At 37.9% G+C, this 20,074-nt stretch carries 18 protein-coding genes; 2 read left to right on the top strand and 16 right to left on the bottom strand.

Annotated elements, in window-relative coordinates; genetic code table 11:
* Nucleotides 1-7 precede the first annotated feature (7 nt).
* The 15 genes from BM015_RS13255 to lpxD form a co-directional block, all read right to left on the bottom strand.
* Nucleotides 8-1,033 (bottom strand): hypothetical protein, encoded by a 1,026-nt coding sequence (locus BM015_RS13255; RefSeq protein ID WP_090659167.1) that lies wholly within the window; start codon nt 1,031-1,033, stop codon nt 8-10.
* On the bottom strand, nt 1,033-1,689 hold the full coding sequence (locus BM015_RS13250; protein WP_090659164.1) for a PglD-related sugar-binding protein: 657 nt from the start codon (nt 1,687-1,689) through the stop codon (nt 1,033-1,035). Before BM015_RS13250 ends, BM015_RS13255 begins: the two co-directional genes overlap by 1 nt.
* The gene (locus BM015_RS13245; protein ID WP_218148496.1) at nt 1,686-2,579 is read right to left on the bottom strand and encodes an HpcH/HpaI aldolase/citrate lyase family protein; all 894 of its coding nucleotides are present in this window, start codon (nt 2,577-2,579) and stop codon (nt 1,686-1,688) included. The genes BM015_RS13250 and BM015_RS13245 overlap by 4 nt, the downstream gene beginning before the upstream one ends.
* Nucleotides 2,566-3,036 (bottom strand): MaoC family dehydratase, encoded by a 471-nt coding sequence (locus BM015_RS13240; protein WP_090659162.1) that lies wholly within the window; start codon nt 3,034-3,036, stop codon nt 2,566-2,568. Before BM015_RS13240 ends, BM015_RS13245 begins: the two co-directional genes overlap by 14 nt.
* Nucleotides 3,023-3,853 carry an HpcH/HpaI aldolase/citrate lyase family protein gene (locus BM015_RS13235; protein WP_090659160.1) on the bottom strand — a complete coding sequence of 277 codons (831 nt, stop codon included), beginning with the start codon at nt 3,851-3,853 and terminating at the stop codon, nt 3,023-3,025. Before BM015_RS13235 ends, BM015_RS13240 begins: the two co-directional genes overlap by 14 nt.
* A gap of 72 nt (nt 3,854-3,925) precedes the next feature.
* Nucleotides 3,926-4,615, bottom strand: a complete 690-nt coding sequence (gene pseF / locus BM015_RS13230) for a pseudaminic acid cytidylyltransferase (protein ID WP_090659157.1) — start codon at nt 4,613-4,615, stop codon at nt 3,926-3,928.
* A complete protein-coding gene (gene pseC, locus BM015_RS13225) occupies nt 4,612-5,766 on the bottom strand; it encodes a UDP-4-amino-4,6-dideoxy-N-acetyl-beta-L-altrosamine transaminase (protein ID WP_090659155.1) in 1,155 nt (384 codons plus the stop codon). Before pseC ends, pseF begins: the two co-directional genes overlap by 4 nt.
* Nucleotides 5,767-5,771: 5 nt before the next feature.
* Nucleotides 5,772-6,788 carry a UDP-N-acetylglucosamine 4,6-dehydratase (inverting) gene (gene pseB / locus BM015_RS13220; RefSeq protein ID WP_090659153.1) on the bottom strand — a complete coding sequence of 339 codons (1,017 nt, stop codon included), beginning with the start codon at nt 6,786-6,788 and terminating at the stop codon, nt 5,772-5,774.
* Between the two features lie 17 nt (nt 6,789-6,805).
* On the bottom strand, nt 6,806-7,852 hold the full coding sequence (locus BM015_RS13215; RefSeq protein WP_090659151.1) for a Wzz/FepE/Etk N-terminal domain-containing protein: 1,047 nt from the start codon (nt 7,850-7,852) through the stop codon (nt 6,806-6,808).
* A gap of 31 nt (nt 7,853-7,883) precedes the next feature.
* Nucleotides 7,884-10,331 carry an SLBB domain-containing protein gene (locus tag BM015_RS13210; RefSeq protein ID WP_090659149.1) on the bottom strand — a complete coding sequence of 816 codons (2,448 nt, stop codon included), beginning with the start codon at nt 10,329-10,331 and terminating at the stop codon, nt 7,884-7,886.
* Nucleotides 10,332-10,530: 199 nt separating this feature from the next.
* Nucleotides 10,531-11,247, bottom strand: coding sequence for a nucleotidyltransferase family protein (locus tag BM015_RS13205; RefSeq protein ID WP_090659147.1), 717 nt, complete (start codon nt 11,245-11,247; stop codon nt 10,531-10,533).
* Entirely contained in the window at nt 11,244-12,713 is a 1,470-nt protein-coding gene (locus BM015_RS13200) for a RapZ C-terminal domain-containing protein (RefSeq protein WP_090659145.1), read from the bottom strand. The genes BM015_RS13205 and BM015_RS13200 overlap by 4 nt, the downstream gene beginning before the upstream one ends.
* 148 nt (nt 12,714-12,861) lie before the next feature.
* Nucleotides 12,862-15,270: a TonB-dependent receptor gene (locus BM015_RS13195; RefSeq protein ID WP_090659143.1), complete on the bottom strand. Its 2,409-nt coding sequence runs from the start codon at nt 15,268-15,270 to the stop codon at nt 12,862-12,864.
* A gap of 69 nt (nt 15,271-15,339) precedes the next feature.
* Nucleotides 15,340-15,675, bottom strand: coding sequence for a hypothetical protein (locus BM015_RS13190; RefSeq protein WP_090659141.1), 336 nt, complete (start codon nt 15,673-15,675; stop codon nt 15,340-15,342).
* Between the two features lie 92 nt (nt 15,676-15,767).
* On the bottom strand, nt 15,768-16,736 hold the full coding sequence (gene lpxD / locus BM015_RS13185; RefSeq protein ID WP_090659137.1) for a UDP-3-O-(3-hydroxymyristoyl)glucosamine N-acyltransferase: 969 nt from the start codon (nt 16,734-16,736) through the stop codon (nt 15,768-15,770).
* A gap of 296 nt (nt 16,737-17,032) precedes the next feature.
* Between lpxD and BM015_RS13180 the strand changes: the two genes are divergently transcribed.
* Together BM015_RS13180 and BM015_RS13175 are read left to right on the top strand one after the other, a co-directional pair.
* Nucleotides 17,033-17,629 carry a pseudouridine synthase gene (locus BM015_RS13180; RefSeq protein ID WP_090659135.1) on the top strand — a complete coding sequence of 199 codons (597 nt, stop codon included), beginning with the start codon at nt 17,033-17,035 and terminating at the stop codon, nt 17,627-17,629.
* The gene (locus BM015_RS13175) at nt 17,616-18,080 is read left to right on the top strand and encodes a GNAT family N-acetyltransferase (protein WP_090659133.1); all 465 of its coding nucleotides are present in this window, start codon (nt 17,616-17,618) and stop codon (nt 18,078-18,080) included. The genes BM015_RS13180 and BM015_RS13175 overlap by 14 nt, the downstream gene beginning before the upstream one ends.
* 83 nt (nt 18,081-18,163) lie before the next feature.
* Here the strand turns inward: BM015_RS13175 and dnaA are convergent, their stop codons facing one another.
* Nucleotides 18,164-19,609 (bottom strand): chromosomal replication initiator protein DnaA, encoded by a 1,446-nt coding sequence (gene dnaA, locus BM015_RS13170; protein WP_245751411.1) that lies wholly within the window; start codon nt 19,607-19,609, stop codon nt 18,164-18,166.
* Nucleotides 19,610-20,074 lie beyond the last annotated feature (465 nt).

The following is a 20,074-nucleotide window of genomic DNA, read 5'->3' as shown; positions in this document are numbered from 1 at the left end:
CCTCTATTTAATTTTGTTGCATAATAATATCGCATACGCGTTCAGCGCCTTTGCCGTCAATCAGGTTCCTGCCTGTCTGGTGAAGCCTTACCCTCGTATCAGCATCCTGTATCAGCAAGTTAATAGCGCTGTTCAATTCATTTTCTTTAATATCATCTATATGGCCAATGTCCAAAATGCAATTGTAGTTGGCTGCTAAATATTTACTGCCTTTTGCATTTGTGGCTGCATGGCCCACACTAATTACCGGCATGCCCGTGTATAGTAATTCGTATGTGGTTACACCAAAAGTGGAGATAACTATATCGCACGTTGTAATAGCTTTCATATCAAAGGGAAGAAATTTCGCATTGGTGATATTGGTATAATTGTTAAGTTTTTCTTTGTGAAGAAAATCATCTCCAATAAAAAAAATAAAATTTATATCATTAAATTTTTTAAAATCAATTTTTTCAAGCAATGAAATCATTACGCCTTTGGGATCAGATCCTCCTGTAGTAACTGCGACAGTATTGGCTTTATTTCTTATTTTAAATAAAGGCCTCAGCTGCAATGCGGCCTCATTCATAACTACATAATCCGGCCCGGCATATATTTTAGCAGGCCCTTTATCAGGAACGTGTTGAAACCGCAGGTCATTTATATCTATATGTGCTGCCGGCATAATTATAACATCGGCCCAGGTGACATACCTGCTGTAATTATGAAACAAAATTAGCTTTGTGTAATCCTGCAAAGCTGTAATAGTATTTTTATTTAACTCTTCCAGCTTATCAAAAAAAAGAACACCAGGCCTGATGTTCTTCACATAGTTTAAAACTATATTTTCATTTATTTCATCAACCAAAATTGTTCTGAAAGGAAGCTCGTTTTTTTTTTCTCTCATATAAGCAGTAGCAGCAGATAGGATAATGATCTCTGCATCGGGCTTATTGTTTAAAAGTTGTTTTGCAATGGCAATACTTCTTGAAAAATGGCCCAAGCCATGTTGTGCGCCTGCATCAAACCTGAAGAGATAAGTTGATGTGGCCATTATTCTACTTTGCCTATTACACGTGCGGGGTTACCTACAACCTTTGCGTAATCCGGCACATCTTTCAAAACGACTGAACCTATGCCTGTAAGCGACCACTTTCCCAGTTTTATAAATTCAAGGGTGGTGGCATTAGTACCAATATATGCGCCTTCGTGCAAATGCACATCTGCACCAATGCAGGCATTGTTGGCTACATAACTATAATTGTCAAGTTTTGCACCGTGCCCTATCAATGCCTGTGCATATACCTGAACATGGTTGCCTATAACCGTATTGGGGCCAACTGATACAAAAGGCTGGATAGATACGCCATAGCCTATTTTTGCGAATTTGGAAATAACTGCGGTAGGATGTATGATAGTTGCAAAACGCTGCTCGGGTATTTCAAGATCTAAAAGCTTGGACAGGAATTTGTAGTTAAGCTTTACAGAAATCAGGGTATAAAAAAAGTACACATTATCATCATCAAGATATTTCTGAACCGATTCTTTATTGATCTTACCGAGCACAGGGTAACCGTTTATAGGCCCTTCTTCCTTATCATTAAGAAAGCCTAATAATTGCCATGTGGGTTTTATTGAATTTATATCTTCAACTGTAGATTGCACCACCGAGCCGTTGCCATAACCGCCGATTATTATAAGTTTTTTCATACCTGTCTTTGTTTTATTCTTTCATATCTGCTTATTACTTTTTTAGCTGCAATAATCATGGGAGGGCCTATAAATTTTCCATTAATTACAGCAACGCCTTTACCATCTTTCTGAGCTTCCGCTGCAAGCTGCAATAGCGTTTTGGCATTTTCAAATTCTTCCTCAGTGGGAGTGAAATATTGATGCACCAGAGGAAGTTCTATCGGGTTTAAAACCAGCATGCCTTCAAACCCTAATATTTTGGCGAGCCTGAGGTTTTCTTCAAGTTCCTGCAGGTCATGCACGTTGATATGAACCGTATCAATGGGAATTACGTTCGATGCTTTTGCAGCCATTGCAATAATGGCGCGGGGCGTAAAGAGGCTTTTACCATCGCGGTCGTGAATGCCGCCTAAATCTGCAATAAAATCTTCACAGCCATAGGCAATGGCAATTACCCTTGGCGATGCTTTGCAGATTTGTTCGGCATTTAATACGGCTGCGGTTGTTTCTATTAAAGGGATTATTTTATAAGTGCCTATAGGCAGGCCTTTTTCATATTCAATAGTCTCCAGCAGTTTATCAAAAAAATAAACATCTTCGGCACTTTTTGATTTAGGATATACAAAGCCATGTATGCCTGGAATTGTAAGCTCAGTTACATCTTTTAATAGCTGGCCGCTTTCCCTGTCATTAACTCTTGGGAAAATAAGCTTATCCCCAAAGAAATTTTCACTAACCCTTTGTTTAATATTTTTTCTTGCTATTGCCTTATTATCTGTAGGCTGTACTGAATCTTCAAGATCGAGCAATAAGACATCCACATCTTTTTGCGAGGCGCTTTGCAGAAGTTTCTCATTGTGTGCAGGCACAAACATGAGGCTTCGCATGATATAATCATTTTCCGGCATTCGGTTGTTTTTTTATAAGTACATTTCTTCTAAACCGCAGAACAGGTTTGTCATGTTGGTTATATGCTATTGTTTCCACTTTAATAATACCAGCGGCGAGGTTAGAGCGGGAATCTCTTTTTTCAAGAATTTCAGTTTGGGCATAAATGGTGTCGCCGATAAAAACAGGCGCAAGGTGATCTATATTTTCATAGTTTAAATTGGCTATCGCCTTGCCACTAATATCCGGTACTGTTATGCCCACTACAAGGCTGAATACCAAAGTGCCAACCACCAGTATAGTTCCATATTTTTCATCTTTACAATAATCTGTATTAAGATGCACAGGATGATGGTTCATTGTTAAAAGACTGAACAAATTATTATCGCTTTCGAAAATTGTTTTAGAGAGCTGGTGTTTAATCACTGCCCCCGTTTCAAAGGCTTCGTAATAATTACCCAGGTTAGACGGTGTCATAATTTGCCATTTTCAATATTTTTAAATAGCGGTTCAGGTGCGGCTTTTCTATAACCAAGCCATCAATATTAGCAATGGAAAAATTTGCTATGCCGCCTTTTTGTTTTAAAATATCTCTCACCTTTAGCGCCACTTCAAGCTCTTCATCGGTATAGTATTTTGTATTATTAAAAACTTCAAGCTGCATAGGATGTATCAGCACCTTCCCATCAAAACCTTTATTAAACGCATCAGTGCATTCTTCTTTAAATGCGGGTTTATCTTTAATATTCATTGATGCCACATCTATGCAGCGAACAGATGCCGCCTTTCCAAAATTTAGCAAATAATTTCTTGCCCACTGTATATTATCGGCTGTATGAAGCATGCCTGTTTCTGCACAATAATCATGGCTGCCAAAGGCAACTGCAAAGGGTTGATATATTTTAAGAATGTTGTCAACAGAACATAAGGCCTGTGCGTTTTCAATCAATAAAACTATCTTAAACTGGTTGAATGAAGGGGTTGATTTTAATAAGTTATAAATCGTATCAAGGTCTTCTGTCGTTCTGAATTTAGGAATAAAGAAATTTTTAAATCCGAGCTGGAGTATTTTTTTCAAACTGGCAGATGAAAATTCAGGCTCATGCGTATTCCAATAAAACCTTGCAAAAAAATTATCAGAAATATTTATTTTACTTGTAAGAGCAATAGCCTTATCTATATTGCTTATGTTGATTGAATCTTCAAAATCAAATACAAAATAATCGGCAGAGAGCCTGCTGATGTTTTTTACAAAAGCCTCGTTAGCTGCCGGTATAAAAAAGTAGCTTTCCATTTAAAATGCTTGTTTATAAGCCTGGCTTTTTTTATAAACGCAAGGATTTTTCAACGGTATTGTAAATTATTGTCATCCTTCTCTAAAAAGGTTTCTTAGCATGCTTAATTTAAGTTCAGCCAATTCCCAGTCTTCAATCGTATCAATATCCTGGGCCTCGGTTTCGCTTATTATTAATCCTCCCTTGTTTGTGCCGGTAAGGATCTTGTCAGTTCTGAACCAATAAAACTGGCCTGCATCATGGTAGGCCGGCTCAAGGTCTTGTGAACGTGTTTTGAGATGTTCCGGATAAAACATTTGCAAGCTGTTGTTTGGTGAAAGCTTAAATGCCCGCTGTATAGGGTAACTGAATTTTACTATTGGGCGAACGGAATCAAACTTTTTTTGTAACAACAGGTTATATGCTTCTTTTAATTTTTCTGTGGTTACAAATGGCGCAGTAGAAAGTATGCAGCATCCATTGTTAAATTTTTTTCCTTCATTATTGTATGATCCTAAAACCTCTTCTATCACATCATTCAAGGTAGCAAAATCGTCTGCATTTTTTTGCGAACGCATAAAGGGGACTGTAGCCCCATATTGTTTAGCAACGGCTGCTATTTCTTCATCATCCGTAGAAACCATCACTTCTTCAAACAAACCGCTTAACAAAGCAGCTTCAATTGAATAGGCGATAACAGGCTTGCCTAAAAAGCCTTTTATATTCTTTTTGGGGATTCTTTTACTGCCACCCCGTGCGGGTATAATGGCAATGTTGCTCATTTATTAAATTCCAGTATAGTTTGTATTACGAAATTCTGCTCCTGGCCTGTTAAGGTGGGGTACATGGGGATGCTTAAACATTTTTCGTAATAATCATTGGCATTCGGGTAATGTTCTGCATTATAGCCCAATTGTTTATAATAGGGCTGCATGGGAATGGGGATGTAATGTACCTGTGCAAAAATGTTATGTCGTCTTAAATGATCGTATAATCCTTTTCTGTCTTCAACCTGTATTACATATAAATGATAAGCATGGTTGAAGCCTTCTGCGGGTTTTATTATTTTAATGCTTGAGTTGGCAAAGGCTTCATCATATTTTTTTGCAATGGCTTTTCTTTTCTCCAGGCCTTCATCTGCACGTTTGAGCTGTGATATGCCAAGCGCCGCATTAATATCTGATAGGCGGTAGTTATATCCTAACTCCTGCATTTCATAATACCAGCCGCCATGGTTTTCATGCAGCAAAGAATGGTCTTTTGTAATGCCATGTGTTCGCAACAATAAAAGACTTTCATATAAAGCCTTATTATTTGTTGTAATCATTCCTCCCTCACCACAGGCAATATGCTTTACAGGATGAAATGAAAAAATTGCAAGATCAGCATATACTCCATTTCCACAATTTTGTTTCACTCCTTTGCTATCAATAAAGTAACCGCCGGGGGCATGACATGCATCTTCAATAATCCATAAACCATATTCATTAGCAAGCTGGTGCAACGCTTCGAGATTAACGGGAAGGCCTGCAAAGTCAACAGGAATTATGCCTTCATAAGTTCCTTTTGGAGAAGCGTTAAGTAAAGCTTTTATTTTATTTATATCAATCAATGCTGTTGAAGCATCAATATCAACAAATACAGCTTCACCACCACAGTAACGCACACAGTTTGCCGAAGCGGCAAATGTTATTGGGGTAGTAATGACTTTTGATTGGCTGTTTACATTTAATGCTAATGCAGATAAATGTAATGCTGCCGTGCCATTTGCAACAGCTACTGCATAATCGCAACCTATATATGCTGCAAATTTTTCTTCAAACTCATTAATCTTTGGGCCCTGGGTAAGAAAATCACTCTTGAGGGTTTCTGTAACAGCCCTTATATCTTCTTCCGAAATAAATTGCTTACCGTAAGGTATTGCCTGCTGCATATACTCTAAACTTTAAAATTGGTATCAACATGCTGCTTAATTAATTGCCTGATTTTATCAACGCTTAACCATTCATTGTTTTCACCTGAATTATAGTAAAAGCCTTGTGGCACTTTTACAGCCTTAAAAAAGTTCATAAAGTCAGCTATATTCCACTTGGGTAACTGGGGAAGAATAGCATAGTATTTACCCAGGTCATACGTTGAGAAAGAATCAGAAGCTGTTATCATTTCCTCATGAATTTTTTCGCCCGGGCGTATGCCCACTATTTCATGTTTGCAGTTAGGCCCTATAGCCTCTGCAACATCTGTTATTTTGTAAGAAGGAATTTTGGGCACAAATAATTCGCCGCCCCATGCTGTCTCCAACGCATGCAAAACCATATCAACACCTTCATCAAGCGAAATATTAAATCTCGTCATATTGGGATCTGTAATTGGTAATACGCCTTCTTTCCTTTTTTGGAGAAAAAATGGGATTACAGAACCATTTGAACCCATAACATTACCATATCTTACTACAGAAAATTTTATAGGATTTGTACCTCTTATATTATTGGCCGCAATGAATAATTTATCTGAAGCCAGTTTTGTAGCGCCGTATAAATTGATAGGTGCCGCAGCTTTATCCGTTGACAAGGCTACCACTTTTTCAACGCTTGTTTCAAGGCATGCATTGATGATATTTTCTGCACCGAGAATATTTGTTTTCACGCACTCCATGGGGTTATACTCGGCAATAGGTACATGTTTCATAGCTGCTGCATGAATTACATAATCTATGCCTTTTAAGGCCCTTTTCAATCTTTCAAAATCTCTTACATCACCAATAAAGAATCTTACCTGCGGGTATTTTTGATGAGGATATTCCATTCCCATCTGGTACTGCTTCTGCTCATCTCTTGAATAGATAACAAGTCTTTTAATGTCTGGCCATTTGTTCAAAATTTTTTTTACAAAGGCTTTTCCAAAGGAACCGGTACCGCCGGTAATGAGGATGCTTTTATTACTTAAGTCTATCATAATATTTTAAATAAAAATCAGGCTGATTTAAATATTTTATAAGCCTTTGCTGCTATTAAATAGCAACAGGCTAAAAATCCTCCTAAGAAGCCGCCTACTATAATTGATATAAGCTTACTTGGTTTGTCTGTGCTTAAAGGCAGGGTTGGTTCGTCTATTATCTGGTACAGGGGTGTTTCTTTTTGCAAGGCGATTTTGGCCAATTCGAGGTTTTGTAAAACCTGGCCGTAAGCCTGCCCTAACGCAGAAGCACTAACTTGGCTTTGTTGTGCAGGTGATCGCTGTACCTGGTAGGCAGGGTTCAGATTAAAGGTGAGGTCTGTTTGTGATGCGGCTGAAGTAATAGTGCCTCCTAAAATAATTTTTAGGCTGTCTGCTTCTTTCATTAACATATCCAGGTTCTGCTTGGCAACACTCGTTTTGGTATCAATATAAAATGATGAAGTTGCATCAACAAGGTATTTCGTAAGGTAATAAGAAAGAGTATCATTAGGCGATGTAGTCGTAATTTGGTAAATGCTTTGGCTATTATCCGGTTTTGAAACATCAAGCATGTTTTCCTGGATGTCATTGTAAATGATCTTGAATAAGCTATCCTGAATCCCCGTCATTTTAGCAGGATCATCGGGATAGGGGTAAGCGCCTTTTGTTCTTTCATTTTGTTGCCAGACCTCATCCAGATTTTTATTTTTTATATAAATATCCAAAAGCGGCTTGCTTGCATTCTCAGGTTTTAAAAACAGGGCTTTTTGAACCATCCTCCGGGACTGCATTAAAGCAATTATATTATCTCCCGAAAAAACATTATTGTTATCAGTTCCTAAATTAAGCCCAAACTGGCTTGCAAGCCCCATTAAGCCATTTGAAGAAGCTGTAGGTGAGGATAAAACAAAATTTAAAGTTGCACTATAGGTAGGTGTTGAAGTAATTGCATATGTAATGCCAATTGCAGCACCTGCAATTGCTATTATTCCAATTAGCAACCACTTTGAAAACAAATATTTTACAGTAGTAATTATTTGATTGATAATATCCCTGAATGAAACGGATTCTTTATCTAACATCCTGAAAAATTATTAATCTCAATTATTGTAATCAGTTCCTTAATATCGCTATCACCACCCCAGCCAGCGAAGCCAAGGCACTGGCGATGCCTATAAACTCACCCGGTGATAGTTTCTGCCTTTCTTCCTTCATCGGCACAATTATTTCTGCCCCCGGTCTTACTTCAGGAGTACTCTTGAAAAATAAAAACCCTCGCTTTGCAGCGGCTTTGCCATTAGCATATACCACATAAGTTTTGCTTTTCTTACCATTTATTGCAACGCCACCAGCAGCAGAAATATAATCATTCACGCTGTATCGCTTATTATATGGTATCTGTGTAGGAAACAATACGCTACCGCTTATCCTAACCTCTGCATTATACTTTGGAACAATAAATTCATCGCCGGGCATCAGCACTATATCGTCCGGCGATCCGGGTTTTGATAATATTTCTTTTATATCCAAGGGAAGCTGGTCTGACTGTTTTTGTGCAGTTTGCTGTTGCTGCATAATAGTTGAATCATCAATTTGCTGCTGGATATTGGAAATGGCCTGCTGCCTTGCCTGTGCTGCCTGGTCATTAAAATTATACCGTTTTATATAGGCGCCATCAAGATAAGCTTCTGGTGTAAACCCTCCGGCACGTTTTATAAGATCGCTTACACGTTCTTCACGTTTTTCCAAAACATAAGGCCCGGGATATTGTAACTGGCCTGAAACCGTTACCGACTGGAACGCCAGGTAACCCGGCTTCCTTTTTATGGTTACCACATCCGATGGCTGCAGGTAAATATTATTATTTGCGGCAGAAATATCATTTATATTATTTACTTCTATAATGGTGCTCGCCCTCACATCCTGCGCCGTTAATGAATCCCTTCTTATTAACCGTGCAACTTCTATGCGCTGCGGAAAGGCTGCATCGGTAAAGCCGCCGGCCTGAAGGATAACATCTTTTAAAGAAAGACTGTCGCGAAAATCATAATACCCGGGATTTCTCACCTCGCCTAAAACAGAAACATAGTAATCATCCCTTAAATCAAAAATGGAATTGATAACCACGGAGTCTTCCCTTTTAAGCAGGATGGCTCTTTGCTCCATTGTATCAGCCGGGTTAAAGGATAACATTTCTTTTGTGAAGTCCGGTTTCAAACGGAATATCTGCGCACGCTGCGTAAATGCATCTTCACGCAAACCATCAGCTTTATTAATTAAATCCCTTAACGTCATTCCATCTGTCAGTTCATAAATACCTTCCCTGAAAACAGCGCCTGTGAGTGTAATCCTGTTAGCAAACCTGTTTAATATCCTGCTTACAATTACGCTGTCGCCTCCCTGCATTTGATAGGAATTAAAATTGGCTGCGCTCACATCTTTTACGCCAAGTTCCCTTCCTGTAAACTGAACGATTTTTACAGATGCTTTATAAGCGCTGTCTGTAAAACCAGAAGCATAAGTAAGCAGGTTGCTCATTGTTTCGCCGGGCAGCATTTCAAAAATGCCGGGGCGTTTTACATAGCCATCAATAATAACCTTTGTTTTATAAGTTGGGATTCTTATTACATCGTTGTTTTGCAGGGTTATGTTATCACTTGCATCGCCATTAACGAGAAAACGATAAAGGTCTATCGTTCTATACAATTTATTATTTCTGATCAGCTCTATGTTCCTGAAGCTGCCAAATTCTGCCGGGCCGCCTGCTACAAACAATGCATTAAAAGCTGTGGCCAATGAAGGCACTGTATAATTACCAGGCTTATTGCTGCCGATTACAGTAATGCTTATACTTTTTATCTGGCCAACTGTTATACTGAGTCTTGAGCCGCCGGAACGCAGTGTTGAATAAGCAGTGCGGCCCATTAAGTTGCTTATTTTTTGTGTAGCATCTTCTATACTTAAACCTGCCACCTGCACCTGTCCAACATTTGGAATAAGGATATTTCCTTCAGGCGAAACATTTAATTGTATGCTTGTTTCCTGAACCCCATACACATTAATGTTAAGCTGGTCGTTGGGGCCAATGATATAATTAACCGGCGTTGCAACCGGTATGTTTGGCTGAAAGTTTAATGTTGGATTATTAAAAAGCTCTGCGCCAAAAATGCGGGGGTCGATTAATGGTTTGTGAGCTATTGTATCAAGATATTGATTAATAGTTGTATCCTGTAAATTCTGTGAAAGCTGGGTGTCAGGCTGAATTTTTTGTTGATTATTGTTTGGCGTTGTTGTACTTAGTTGCAATAATCTCGAACGCAATTTTTGGACTTCGCTTACCGACATCCCTTTTGAAATGGCCAGTTGTTCCGCCTGCTGTTGCGTTAAGCCCGAAGCATCCAATTGCTTTTTAAGTTTTAAAATGTCAGCGTCAGACAGTTTATCTACTTTAACCGTGCTTAAGTCTGCGCCCCGCAATAAATCCTGGCTTTGCGCAGTAAATGCAATACATAAAAAAAATAGAGCCAGGCTTAATAGCCGGAGTATTGATTTTTTATACATTATGCTATAATGTTCTGATGTAAATATATGGCTTCGCCCCCTGAGTCACACTAAAATAAAAAAACCTTCAAGTTGGAGAAGGTTCTTATTTATAAAATTGAGGGCTCATTAATAAAATTCAAAAAATATGGCCGCAAATATAGCAATTTTAGGGTTGTTTGCTTTTCCGTTAAAATCTTTAACTAATTTGAAATCACTCTTAAAAGAGCGTTTGGGCTTTTTGCAGGCTCTCAGGCTTGCCCACATCTATAAATTTTGAACCGGAATGATTATAAGAAAGAATTGAATGGCTGGTGCATAAGGATAAGTACACATCAACCATAGAAAATTTTATTTCGGGCTGCTTCATCAATGGAAATATTTTTGTGCTGATGATATGTAAGCCGCTAAAAGCCTCCTGGTTTAAATTATTTTCATGCCGCATAATTTTTTCTTCACCGGTCTTTATGTTTTTCCACCCGCATAAAATACCCGCTTCATTAAATAGAAAATATCGCGACGTTTCGCGGTTGGTGGTTGCCAATGTTGCCAGCGGTTTATTTTTTTTATGAAAAGCTATCATCTCATCCAGATGTAAATCTGTAAGCACATCAACATTCATTAAAATAAAGTCTTCTTCATCTTTAAAAAATGGGGCAGCTCTTCTTAAGCCGCCGCCGGTTTCAAGTATAGCATCTGTTTCATCTGAGACGCTCACACGGCTTCCCCATCCATTCTTATTTTTTATGGCCTGAACGATTTGTTCTGCAAAATGATGCACATTCACCACTACATCATTAATGTCAAATTGCTGCAGGTATTCAATATTATGCTGTAATAAAGACTTGCCATTTACTTCTGCCAGTGCTTTGGGATGATGTTCTGTAAATGGTTTTAGCCTTGTGCCGAAACCGGCTGCGAGCAACATTGCCTTCATGCAATCTCCGTTTGTTTGGTTGAAATTTCTTTTACCCAGTTACATTCATTTAAATGGGTAACCAGCACTTTTACCTTATACTTTGCAACAAGATGTTTGGCAGTTTGCTCTGCAGCATACACACTGCGGTGCTGTCCACCGGTGCATCCGAAATTTATCATAAGGTTACTGAACCCGCGCTTAATAAAATCCTCTACCGAAATATCAACCACATCATATACGCCATTCAGAAATTCATTCATGCGTGTTCTTTGCTCAAGAAAATCGGTAACTTTTTTATGCTGGCCTGTAAGCGTTTTATATTCTTCAAACCTGCCGGGATTCAACAGGCCACGGCAATCAAACACAAAGCCGCCGCCATTGCCGCTTTCATCCTGAGGGATTCCTTTTTTATAAGAAAAGCTATTAATTGTTACCACAAGCGGCGTATGCTCATCTGCCTGGAACGGTTCAAAATTGGTTATAATTTCCTGCGATGTTATGGCATCGAGCATGCGGCTTAGCTCTGTTGTAATAATGCCCACATGACTGTTTTGCAGAAAGTTTTTAAGGTTTTTTAAAGCTATCGGGATGCTGGTTAAAAAATGCGCCTTGCGTTCAAACAAACCTCTGAAACCATAAGCGCCCAGCACCTGCAGCATGCGTATCAAAACATAGCCATTGTATTGACCAACAAAAACCTGCCTGTCAATAGGTTTTAAAAGCAATTCATCAATAACGTCAAGATAATATTTCAGCAGTTGTTCTTTCCATTCATCGCTCAGGTTTGCTTTTGCCTGCCATAACAAACTTGCAACATCATACTGAAGGGCGCCTTTCATGCCACCCTGGAAATCTATGAAATGAACTTCATCATTATTAATAATAATATTACGGCTTTGAAAATCGCGGAACATAAAATATTTATATTCCGTTTTGGTAAGATAAGTTGCCAACGCTTCAAAATCATCCAGCATTGCCTGTTTATCATAAGGCAATTGAAGTGTGTCGAGAAAATAATATTTAAAATATAACAGGTCGCTTAAAATAGCTTGTTTGCCAAATTCTTTTGCCGTTAAGCATATATCATAGTCAAGGTTTTTATCACCCGCAATTTGCAGATGCGCCAATTGTTTCAGGCTTTCTTTATATAAATCAAAAACATAATTGCTGAAACCATCTTTTTCTAAAATATCAAGCAGGCAAACTGTGCCGAGGTCTTCTTGTATATAGATAGTTATATCTTCATTTACAAAATAAATTTCAGGAACGGGCAGTTGTTTATTTCTGAAATGCTCGCTGAATGCTATAAAAGTTTTGTTCTCTTTTATATTAAGATTATAGGTGGCGATGTAAGTTTTGTCGCTGTAAAAAATACGAAAATAAATCCTGTCGCTGCCACTGCGCGGCAATTGTTCAATGCGTTCCGGCGATTGTTTGATACGGGTTTCACACAATTCCTGTACCTTATCAATTATTATTTTCATTGGCACGCCTTTTTTTAGGCCGGTAAAAGTAACCTTAAAATTTGTTAAGAAAATGATGTTATGAATTTAGAAAATGTATTGTTTTCTTGTTGAAAAAAGGCCGGCAAATATAGATCATTGCACGGCCCGGAACTAAATCATAAAAGAACTAATTACTTATTAAAAAACTCAGCGGCACATTTAGCTTGATGCCAAAATTCCTGCCCATATTAAACACCCCTTGCCTGCCTGTTACATTATTAGCAGCGAGATATTTAAAGCGGCTTAAATTATTTTGATAAGCAATATCACCAAGGTTTTCACCTGTAATGCTAAGGGTGCATATAGTTTGGCCTTTACTGGTAATGTCTGCTGAAATATGTGCGCCTATTAGCCAGTAACCCGGCGTTGCCGTTTCTGTATTATAACCGGTGAAGGGATCGTTCTGCGCAAAATTATAGTCGCTTTCAATGCCTGCAGTAATGTTGCGGATGAAATTGCCTTTGCGCAAAACATCAACGGCAAGCGAAGTAATTAAGCGTGCAGACGGCACAAAAGGAATATTATCAGATCCGTCGATTGCTTTTGAAAATTGCCCGCGTGTATAAGAAAATGTATTCTTGAAATGCAGCCAGTCTAAAGGATGGGGATGTATGTCGAGACTGAATTCCGCGCCGTATAAATGAGCTGTTTGCTGCGCAAATTTAAATACCTGCAGTTCATCGCCGCTTTCGGGATCAACAATTAAAGAATCGCCGCCTGAAGTGTTTTGCATGCGTTCATAGAAAATAAAATTGCTGATGTGGTTGTAAAATAAACTTGCATCAAGCGAAACATGTTCCGTGGTGAGTTCAATACCTGCATCTCCCTGCAAACTCGTTTCAGATTTTAAATCAGGGTTACCTACTTCATAACGGTTTGTGCCTTCATGTGCGCCATTGCTTGACAGCTCTGCAAAATTCGGCGCCCTGAAACCACGCGCAATATTGGCTTTTAATGCAAGCGTTTTTGATACTTCATAACTCACGCCCGCACTGCCCGAAATATTTGAAAAGTTTTTATTAAAGGCTGCAAATTTAGTTTCCCCATCTTCCTGCATGGCATCGCCAACAGCATGCCTTGTGTCATATCTTATGCCGCCGCTTAAGGTTAGTTTATCTTTTGTGTATTGGGTGAAAACAAAACCGCCAATATCAAATAAATTATAATCCGGTATCAAAACTTCTTCTGCTTTATTTTCATTGGTTTGATACATGCCTGTTACGCCAAAGCTGGTGCGCCAGTTATTATTATAAGGCAAATGCCAGCGCACAGCGTAATTAACGGTTTGAAGATTGAACCATGCATCCGGTGTTGATGCATCATCAGGATTGCCAAACTCCTGCCGCTGGTTATGCTGATAGCCAACAACAACATCCACATTGCTTGCACCAACTTTAAAATTATTATCGCCTGTAACTTTAAAATGACGAATGTGCTGGAAAGGAGTTTCCATTGATGTTGTTTTAAAATCATCATTCGTTGCAATAGCTTCTTCGCCGCCGGGCAATGTTTTTATAAATTGCCCGGTAGTTTCATTGCGATCTCCTTCAACCATACCAATATGCTGATCGAAATTGCTCACAAGCAAATGGCTGTATCCCCAGTTGCCGCGATAACCAATCATGCCGCCAAAATTCTTATTGTAAAATTTTGAATTGAAAACATAGTCATCATACTTATTCTTATAATCCTGTGCGCCTTTATACGAGCCGTAAGCATTCCAGCTAAAACCATTTTTTGTGCCGGCGATGTTGCCATAAAAACCGCGTAATGCATTATTAGTTTGATATTCACTTAAGAAGTTTGCCTTGATTGTTCCTTCCGGCGCCGGCACCTGCGATTGAATATTGATAACGCCCGCTAATGCATCGCTGCCATACATTAGAGATGCAGGCCCTTTCAATACTTCAACACGCTGCACGCTGTAATCATCAATTTCAATTCCATGCTCATCGCCCCATTGCTGGCCTTCCTGCGGAACGTTATCATTAATAGTCAGTACGCGATTATAACCCAGGCCGCGTATAAATGGTTTTGAAATAGCAGGCCCGGTTGTAACAGCATTTACACCCGGCACCAGTTTGGTCAGTACATCAATAGAATTAGTAGCAGTAGTATTTACCAAATCCTGTCGTTTAATAACAGTTACCGGCTGCGGGTTTTGTTTAATTAATGTGGCTGATGAAACGCCCGTTACAGTTACGGTTTCATTTTCAACTGCTGTTTCATTTAATAAAAAATCTTTTTGAAGGGAGTTCCTTAAATCAATCATTTGGGCATTAGTGGAAAAGCCAATGTAAGAAACTTCAACCAGGTACTTGCCTGGTGGAATATTGTTTACCTGGTAGGCGCCATCCTGTTTGGAAACAACACCTTTATTTATATCATGAATAAGGATAGATGCGCCCGGCAAAGGAGCGCCGGTTTTAGCATCGGTGATTTTTCCGTGAAGCGAAGTTGTTTTTTGAGCGTTGCAATACGAGAATGCACTTAATAATAATATTGTATATAGTAGCTTGTATTTTAAATAGCCCATTGCTTAAGTTTTAAAAGATTGATTAATGGGATCAACCCTGATAATTAAAATTGTTAATCAAAAAAATACTTAAGCAAAAAATGGAGGGTCTGTTCCGGATGAACTTTCAACAATGGAATTATATGCAGGCAGGAAATAGTGATAAAAAGCAGTGATTCGATATTCAGGTATTATAATTTCAATCCTGTTTATAAAAGCATCACTGTCTTTTGCAAGTTGAAAATCGCAGATACTGCATGAAAAATCTGCTTTTACATCTGTGTCGCTGTTATCTGACTGATGATGATGGCAGGCTAAAGAAATTTCATGTGTGTGTAAAGCCTTTACCGCATACACCAGCACAAGCAGCGCAAGAAAAATGATTGCACTTGTTTTTTTGAAATATGATGCACGCAATAAATTCATCGCAGCAAAAGTAAAGCAACTTGTAAAAATTACAACATTGTTGCAAATTTTAATTATGGTTAAATTTCTTTAACAGCGTTATGCAATGAACATTAGCTGTTTGATTTATTTTCTGTAAGCGCTTTCAGTTTCTCCCACATTTCAGGAATGCGTTTTACCCAAACAAGTTCTTTGCGTTTGGATTGAGCATCAATTGCAGGTGTGCCAAAATAAATTTTATTGCCATCAAGTGAAGAAGGAACGCCGCTTTGTGCAAACACCACTGCATTTTCACCAATGGTTAATGTTTTACTTACGCCAACCTGCCCCCAAAGCACAACGCCATCTTTAATTACAGAGGCGCCTGCAATGCCCACCTGTGCAGCAAATAAACAATTGCAGCCAACATTTGTATCATGGCCAATATGCACAAGGTTATCCATCTTTGTTCCTTTACCTATGCGTGTTGAAGCGGTAACGCCTCTATCTATGGTGCAGTTGGCACCAATCTCAACATTATCTTCTATAATAACATTGCCACAACTCTGCATTTTCTTATACCAAACTTCACGGTTCTTTTTTGTGTTGTAATAAAAAGCATCGCTGCCTATTACTGTTCCGGATTGAATAATAACATTATTGCCAATCTCTGTATAATCCATTAAAGTAACATTCGGATAAATAACACAGTTATTGCCAATCTTTACATCTTTACCAATAAATACATTCGGCATTATAACTGTGTCTTTACCTATAACTGCATTTTTATTTTGCAATTCTTTTGTGGGATTCAGTGGCCGGAAATGATTTACGATTTTTAAATAGGCTTCAAACGGTTCTTCGGTAACAAGTAAATTTTTTCCGGCTGGTACGGTTACATTTTTTGTATTAATAATAATGTGTGTTGCTGCGCTGTTTAAACTTGCTTCATAATATTTTGGATGATCAACAAAACATAGATCGCCTTCTTCCACTTTATGTATTTCATTTATACCATAAGCCTGCGATGCAGCGTTGCCAACTATTTCAGCATTTATCAGTTCTGCAATCTCATGTAAAGAAACAGGTTGAAGAAACTTCATTGAATTAATATTTAATGCAGCAAAGTTAAGTTGTAGTATATGGCTTACTGCATGTTTATAAGTTTTATAAATTGATTTTAAGCTTTGAAAATTTACTTTTTGATTTTTGATTTTTGTTTTTTATTTAAAGCAATTCACATCAATAAAAAAAATTGTGCATAAAATTGTTTGAAAATTTTTTTGTGCAAGTAAAAACTATATCTAATATTGTGTCGGGAAATTTATTTTCCCAGTTACTTACTAACCCATATATATACAAGGTCCCCCGATAAGTCGGGGGATTTTTTATTATTATTATGTTTCGCTACTTCATCATATATAAGCCATATAAAACCTTATCTCAATTCACTTCATCAATTGATAATAAAAAAACACTGGCTGATTATTTTACTGTTCCAAAAAACGTTTATCCTGTTGGCAGGTTAGATGAAGACAGCGAAGGGTTATTAATATTAACTAACGATGCAAAACTTAATCACCGGTTATTAAACCCTGCATTTGAACATGAAAGGGAATACTGGGTGCAGGTTGATGGAAAAATAACTGATGATGCTGTAATGCTGATGCAGCAAGGATTACAGATCAATATAAAATCTTCTTTGCATCAAACAAAAACAAGCGATGTAACTATATTTGATGAAGCGCCTGCAGTTGCTGAACGTGTGCCGCCCGTTCGCTATCGTGCAAACATTCCAACATCATGGATAAAAATAATTTTACGCGAAGGCAAGAACAGGCAGGTAAGAAAAATGACGGCAAAGGTTGGTTTTCCAACACTCCGTTTAATCCGCCATCGCATTGAAGACATTACTTTAAATGATATGAAGCTTGGTACAATGATAGAGCTTTCTCAAAAATCAATTTATAAAAAACTGTTTCATGGAAGTGTATGAAGTGCGTGATGAAATGTATTGGATAACAACAGATGTTTCCAAACTTGATGTTAATGTTATACACCAGTTTCTTTCAAAAGAATCGTATTGGGCGCAAGGTGTTCCTATGCATGTTATAGAAAAAGCAATTAAAAATTCTTTATGCTTTGGTTTGTTTTATAACGATGTGCAAATTGGGTTTGCAAGATTAATAACCGACAAAGCTACGTTTGCCTATTTAGCTGATGTGTTTATTATAAACGAATACAGAGGCAAAGGATTATCAAAGTGGCTGATGAAAATAATTCAGGCACATCCTGAACTGCAGAATTTAAGAAGGTGGCTGCTCACTACAAAAGACGCCCATGGTTTATATGAGCAGGTTGGATGGACTAAAGTGCCGGATGATTATGTTTACCGGTTTATGATGCGGCATAATCCGGATGTTTATAAGAATATGGAAAATGAATGAAAACGAAAAGGCGCCCTGAGTATTGAAATTCAGGACGCCTTTTTGTAGGTTGCTTTAGTTGTCATAAGAATTATTTCTTCAGCTTACATAGCAGCAAGCTGAACCTTTTGCGTAAGTTCTACAACGTTCTCGCGGAACAAGCTATCTGTATCCATGAGGTCTTTTACAGTCTGGCAGCTGTGTATAACGGTTGTATGATCTCTGCCACCAAAATGTTCGCCAATAGTTTTTAAGGAGTTTTTAGTAAAAGCTTTTGCAAGGTACATGGTTATTTGCCTTGCCTGTACAATTTCACGTTTACGTGTTTTCTGCAGCAATTTATCATAAGGCACTGCAAAGAATTCACAAACCATTTTCTGAATGGCATCAATAGTAATTTCTTTGCTGCTGGTGCGTATAAAATTGCGCAATACTTTCTTTGCCAGGTCAAGGTCTATTTCTCTTTTATTAAGTGAAGACTGGGCCAGCAAAGAAATCATAGCGCCTTCCAGTTCGCGTACATTATTACTGATATTATAAGCTACATATTTTACAACATCCTTTGGCAATTCAAGCCCGTCATTTTTCATTTTACGCTCAAGAATTTCAATGCGTGTTTCATAATCGGGCACCTGCAAATCGGCGCTTAAACCCCAGCGAAAGCGGCTTAGTAAACGTTCCTGCATGCCATCAAGATCTTTCGGAGGTTTATCAGATGTAAGCACCAGTTGTTTGCCGCTTTGATGTAAATGATTGAAGATAGCAAAGAGTGCATCCTGCGATTTTTCAGCTTTGGCAAAGAACTGCACATCATCAATTATTAAAACATCTATCAACTGGTAAAAATGAATAAAATCGTTGATGGCATTATTGCGGCTGTGATCCTGGAACTGGTTAATAAATTTTTCACTGCTCACATATAAAACAATCTTGTGCGGGTGCAGGCGTTTTACTTCATTGCCTATTGACTGGCCAAGATGCGTTTTACCTAAACCCACACCGCCATATATAACCAACGGGTTAAATGAACTTGCCCCGGGTTTCTCAGCAACAGTTTTGCCTGCACGGCGCGCCACACGGTTACAATCACCTTCAATAAATGAATCGAATACATAAGCAGGATTGAGCTGCGGGTCAATCTGCATTTTCTTTATACCCGGAATGACGAAAGGGTTTTTAACCTCATCATTTATTACAAGAGGAAAGCTCATTTCGTTATTGTTATAAAATTTTATATTACCGGCAGGCACATCCATACTGCCATTCTTTCCTTTACTGCCGCTGTCAACCAAGATGCGATATTCAAGTCTTGCAGTTTTACCAAGCTCACGTTTAAGTGTTTTTGCAAGAAGTGTTACATAATGCTCTTCAAGGTACTCAAAAAAGAATTGGCTTGGAACTTCAATTAATAAAACATTGCCATTTAATTCGAGAGGGTTGATTGGTTCAAACCATGTTTTAAAATGCTGCCACTCTACTATATCTTTTATAATCTTTAAACAATTTTCCCATACTTTATCTGCGGTTTTATTCATAGCAATTTCAAACATTAATTTGAGTTAGTAGATTCTATTCAACTGATAAAAAATCCCAAAAAAAGTTCCATGATTTTCATAACGGAATTTCTTTGGGGACAGGAGGACGAATATCAAAACTAATATGTTGAAAAAAAAATTTTTTTAAGCGCATTCTTTTTACTTCAGTCACGCAAAAAAGAATTTTAGAAACACAAATATTTATAAATGAATAACATCAGCATGTTGATGTTTTTTTAATGCGATTAAAAAAAAATTTCCCTTTGTTTTTTTGATAAAAATTATGTAGTAAAGAGGAAATTTTTAATATAAAAAAGGTTCATGATTTTTTTGTTTATGAACCTTTTTTCTGAAAGCCTTACGCAGCTTAAGTTTGATGAAAAATTCTGTTGATAAATTGTTATGGAAACAAAGTTTTGAATTTACCAGCGATTTAAAATTTTTCACGAATTTCAGTTTTTAATGCCAACTATAATAACT

The organism is Parafilimonas terrae (assembly GCF_900115755.1).
GTDB classification, from domain to species: Bacteria; Bacteroidota; Bacteroidia; order Chitinophagales; family Chitinophagaceae; genus Parafilimonas; species Parafilimonas terrae.
The sequence above is the reverse complement of the archived record's forward strand: the minus strand, read 5'-3'. Positions and strand labels throughout refer to the sequence as shown.

Bases quoted from the DNA above. Each gene is read 5' to 3' on its own strand.
- BM015_RS13255 (WP_090659167.1), bottom strand. From the start codon at position 1,033: ATGGCCACATCAACTTATCTCTTCAGGTTTGATGCAGGCGCACAACAT.
- BM015_RS13250 (WP_090659164.1), bottom strand. From the start codon at position 1,689: ATGAAAAAACTTATAATAATCGGCGGTTATGGCAACGGCTCGGTGGTG.
- BM015_RS13245 (WP_218148496.1), bottom strand. From the start codon at position 2,579: ATGCCGGAAAATGATTATATCATGCGAAGCCTCATGTTTGTGCCTGCA.
- BM015_RS13240 (WP_090659162.1), bottom strand. From the start codon at position 3,036: ATGACACCGTCTAACCTGGGTAATTATTACGAAGCCTTTGAAACGGGG.
- BM015_RS13235 (WP_090659160.1), bottom strand. From the start codon at position 3,853: ATGGAAAGCTACTTTTTTATACCGGCAGCTAACGAGGCTTTTGTAAAA.
- pseF (WP_090659157.1), bottom strand. From the start codon at position 4,615: ATGAGCAACATTGCCATTATACCCGCACGGGGTGGCAGTAAAAGAATC.
- pseC (WP_090659155.1), bottom strand. From the start codon at position 5,766: ATGCAGCAGGCAATACCTTACGGTAAGCAATTTATTTCGGAAGAAGAT.
- pseB (WP_090659153.1), bottom strand. From the start codon at position 6,788: ATGATAGACTTAAGTAATAAAAGCATCCTCATTACCGGCGGTACCGGT.
- BM015_RS13215 (WP_090659151.1), bottom strand. From the start codon at position 7,852: ATGTTAGATAAAGAATCCGTTTCATTCAGGGATATTATCAATCAAATA.
- BM015_RS13210 (WP_090659149.1), bottom strand. From the start codon at position 10,331: ATGTATAAAAAATCAATACTCCGGCTATTAAGCCTGGCTCTATTTTTT.
- BM015_RS13205 (WP_090659147.1), bottom strand. From the start codon at position 11,247: ATGAAGGCAATGTTGCTCGCAGCCGGTTTCGGCACAAGGCTAAAACCA.
- BM015_RS13200 (WP_090659145.1), bottom strand. From the start codon at position 12,713: ATGAAAATAATAATTGATAAGGTACAGGAATTGTGTGAAACCCGTATC.
- BM015_RS13195 (WP_090659143.1), bottom strand. From the start codon at position 15,270: ATGGGCTATTTAAAATACAAGCTACTATATACAATATTATTATTAAGT.
- BM015_RS13190 (WP_090659141.1), bottom strand. From the start codon at position 15,675: ATGAATTTATTGCGTGCATCATATTTCAAAAAAACAAGTGCAATCATT.
- lpxD (WP_090659137.1), bottom strand. From the start codon at position 16,736: ATGAAGTTTCTTCAACCTGTTTCTTTACATGAGATTGCAGAACTGATA.
- BM015_RS13180 (WP_090659135.1), top strand. From the start codon at position 17,033: ATGTTTCGCTACTTCATCATATATAAGCCATATAAAACCTTATCTCAA.
- BM015_RS13175 (WP_090659133.1), top strand. From the start codon at position 17,616: ATGGAAGTGTATGAAGTGCGTGATGAAATGTATTGGATAACAACAGAT.
- dnaA (WP_245751411.1), bottom strand. From the start codon at position 19,609: ATGTTTGAAATTGCTATGAATAAAACCGCAGATAAAGTATGGGAAAAT.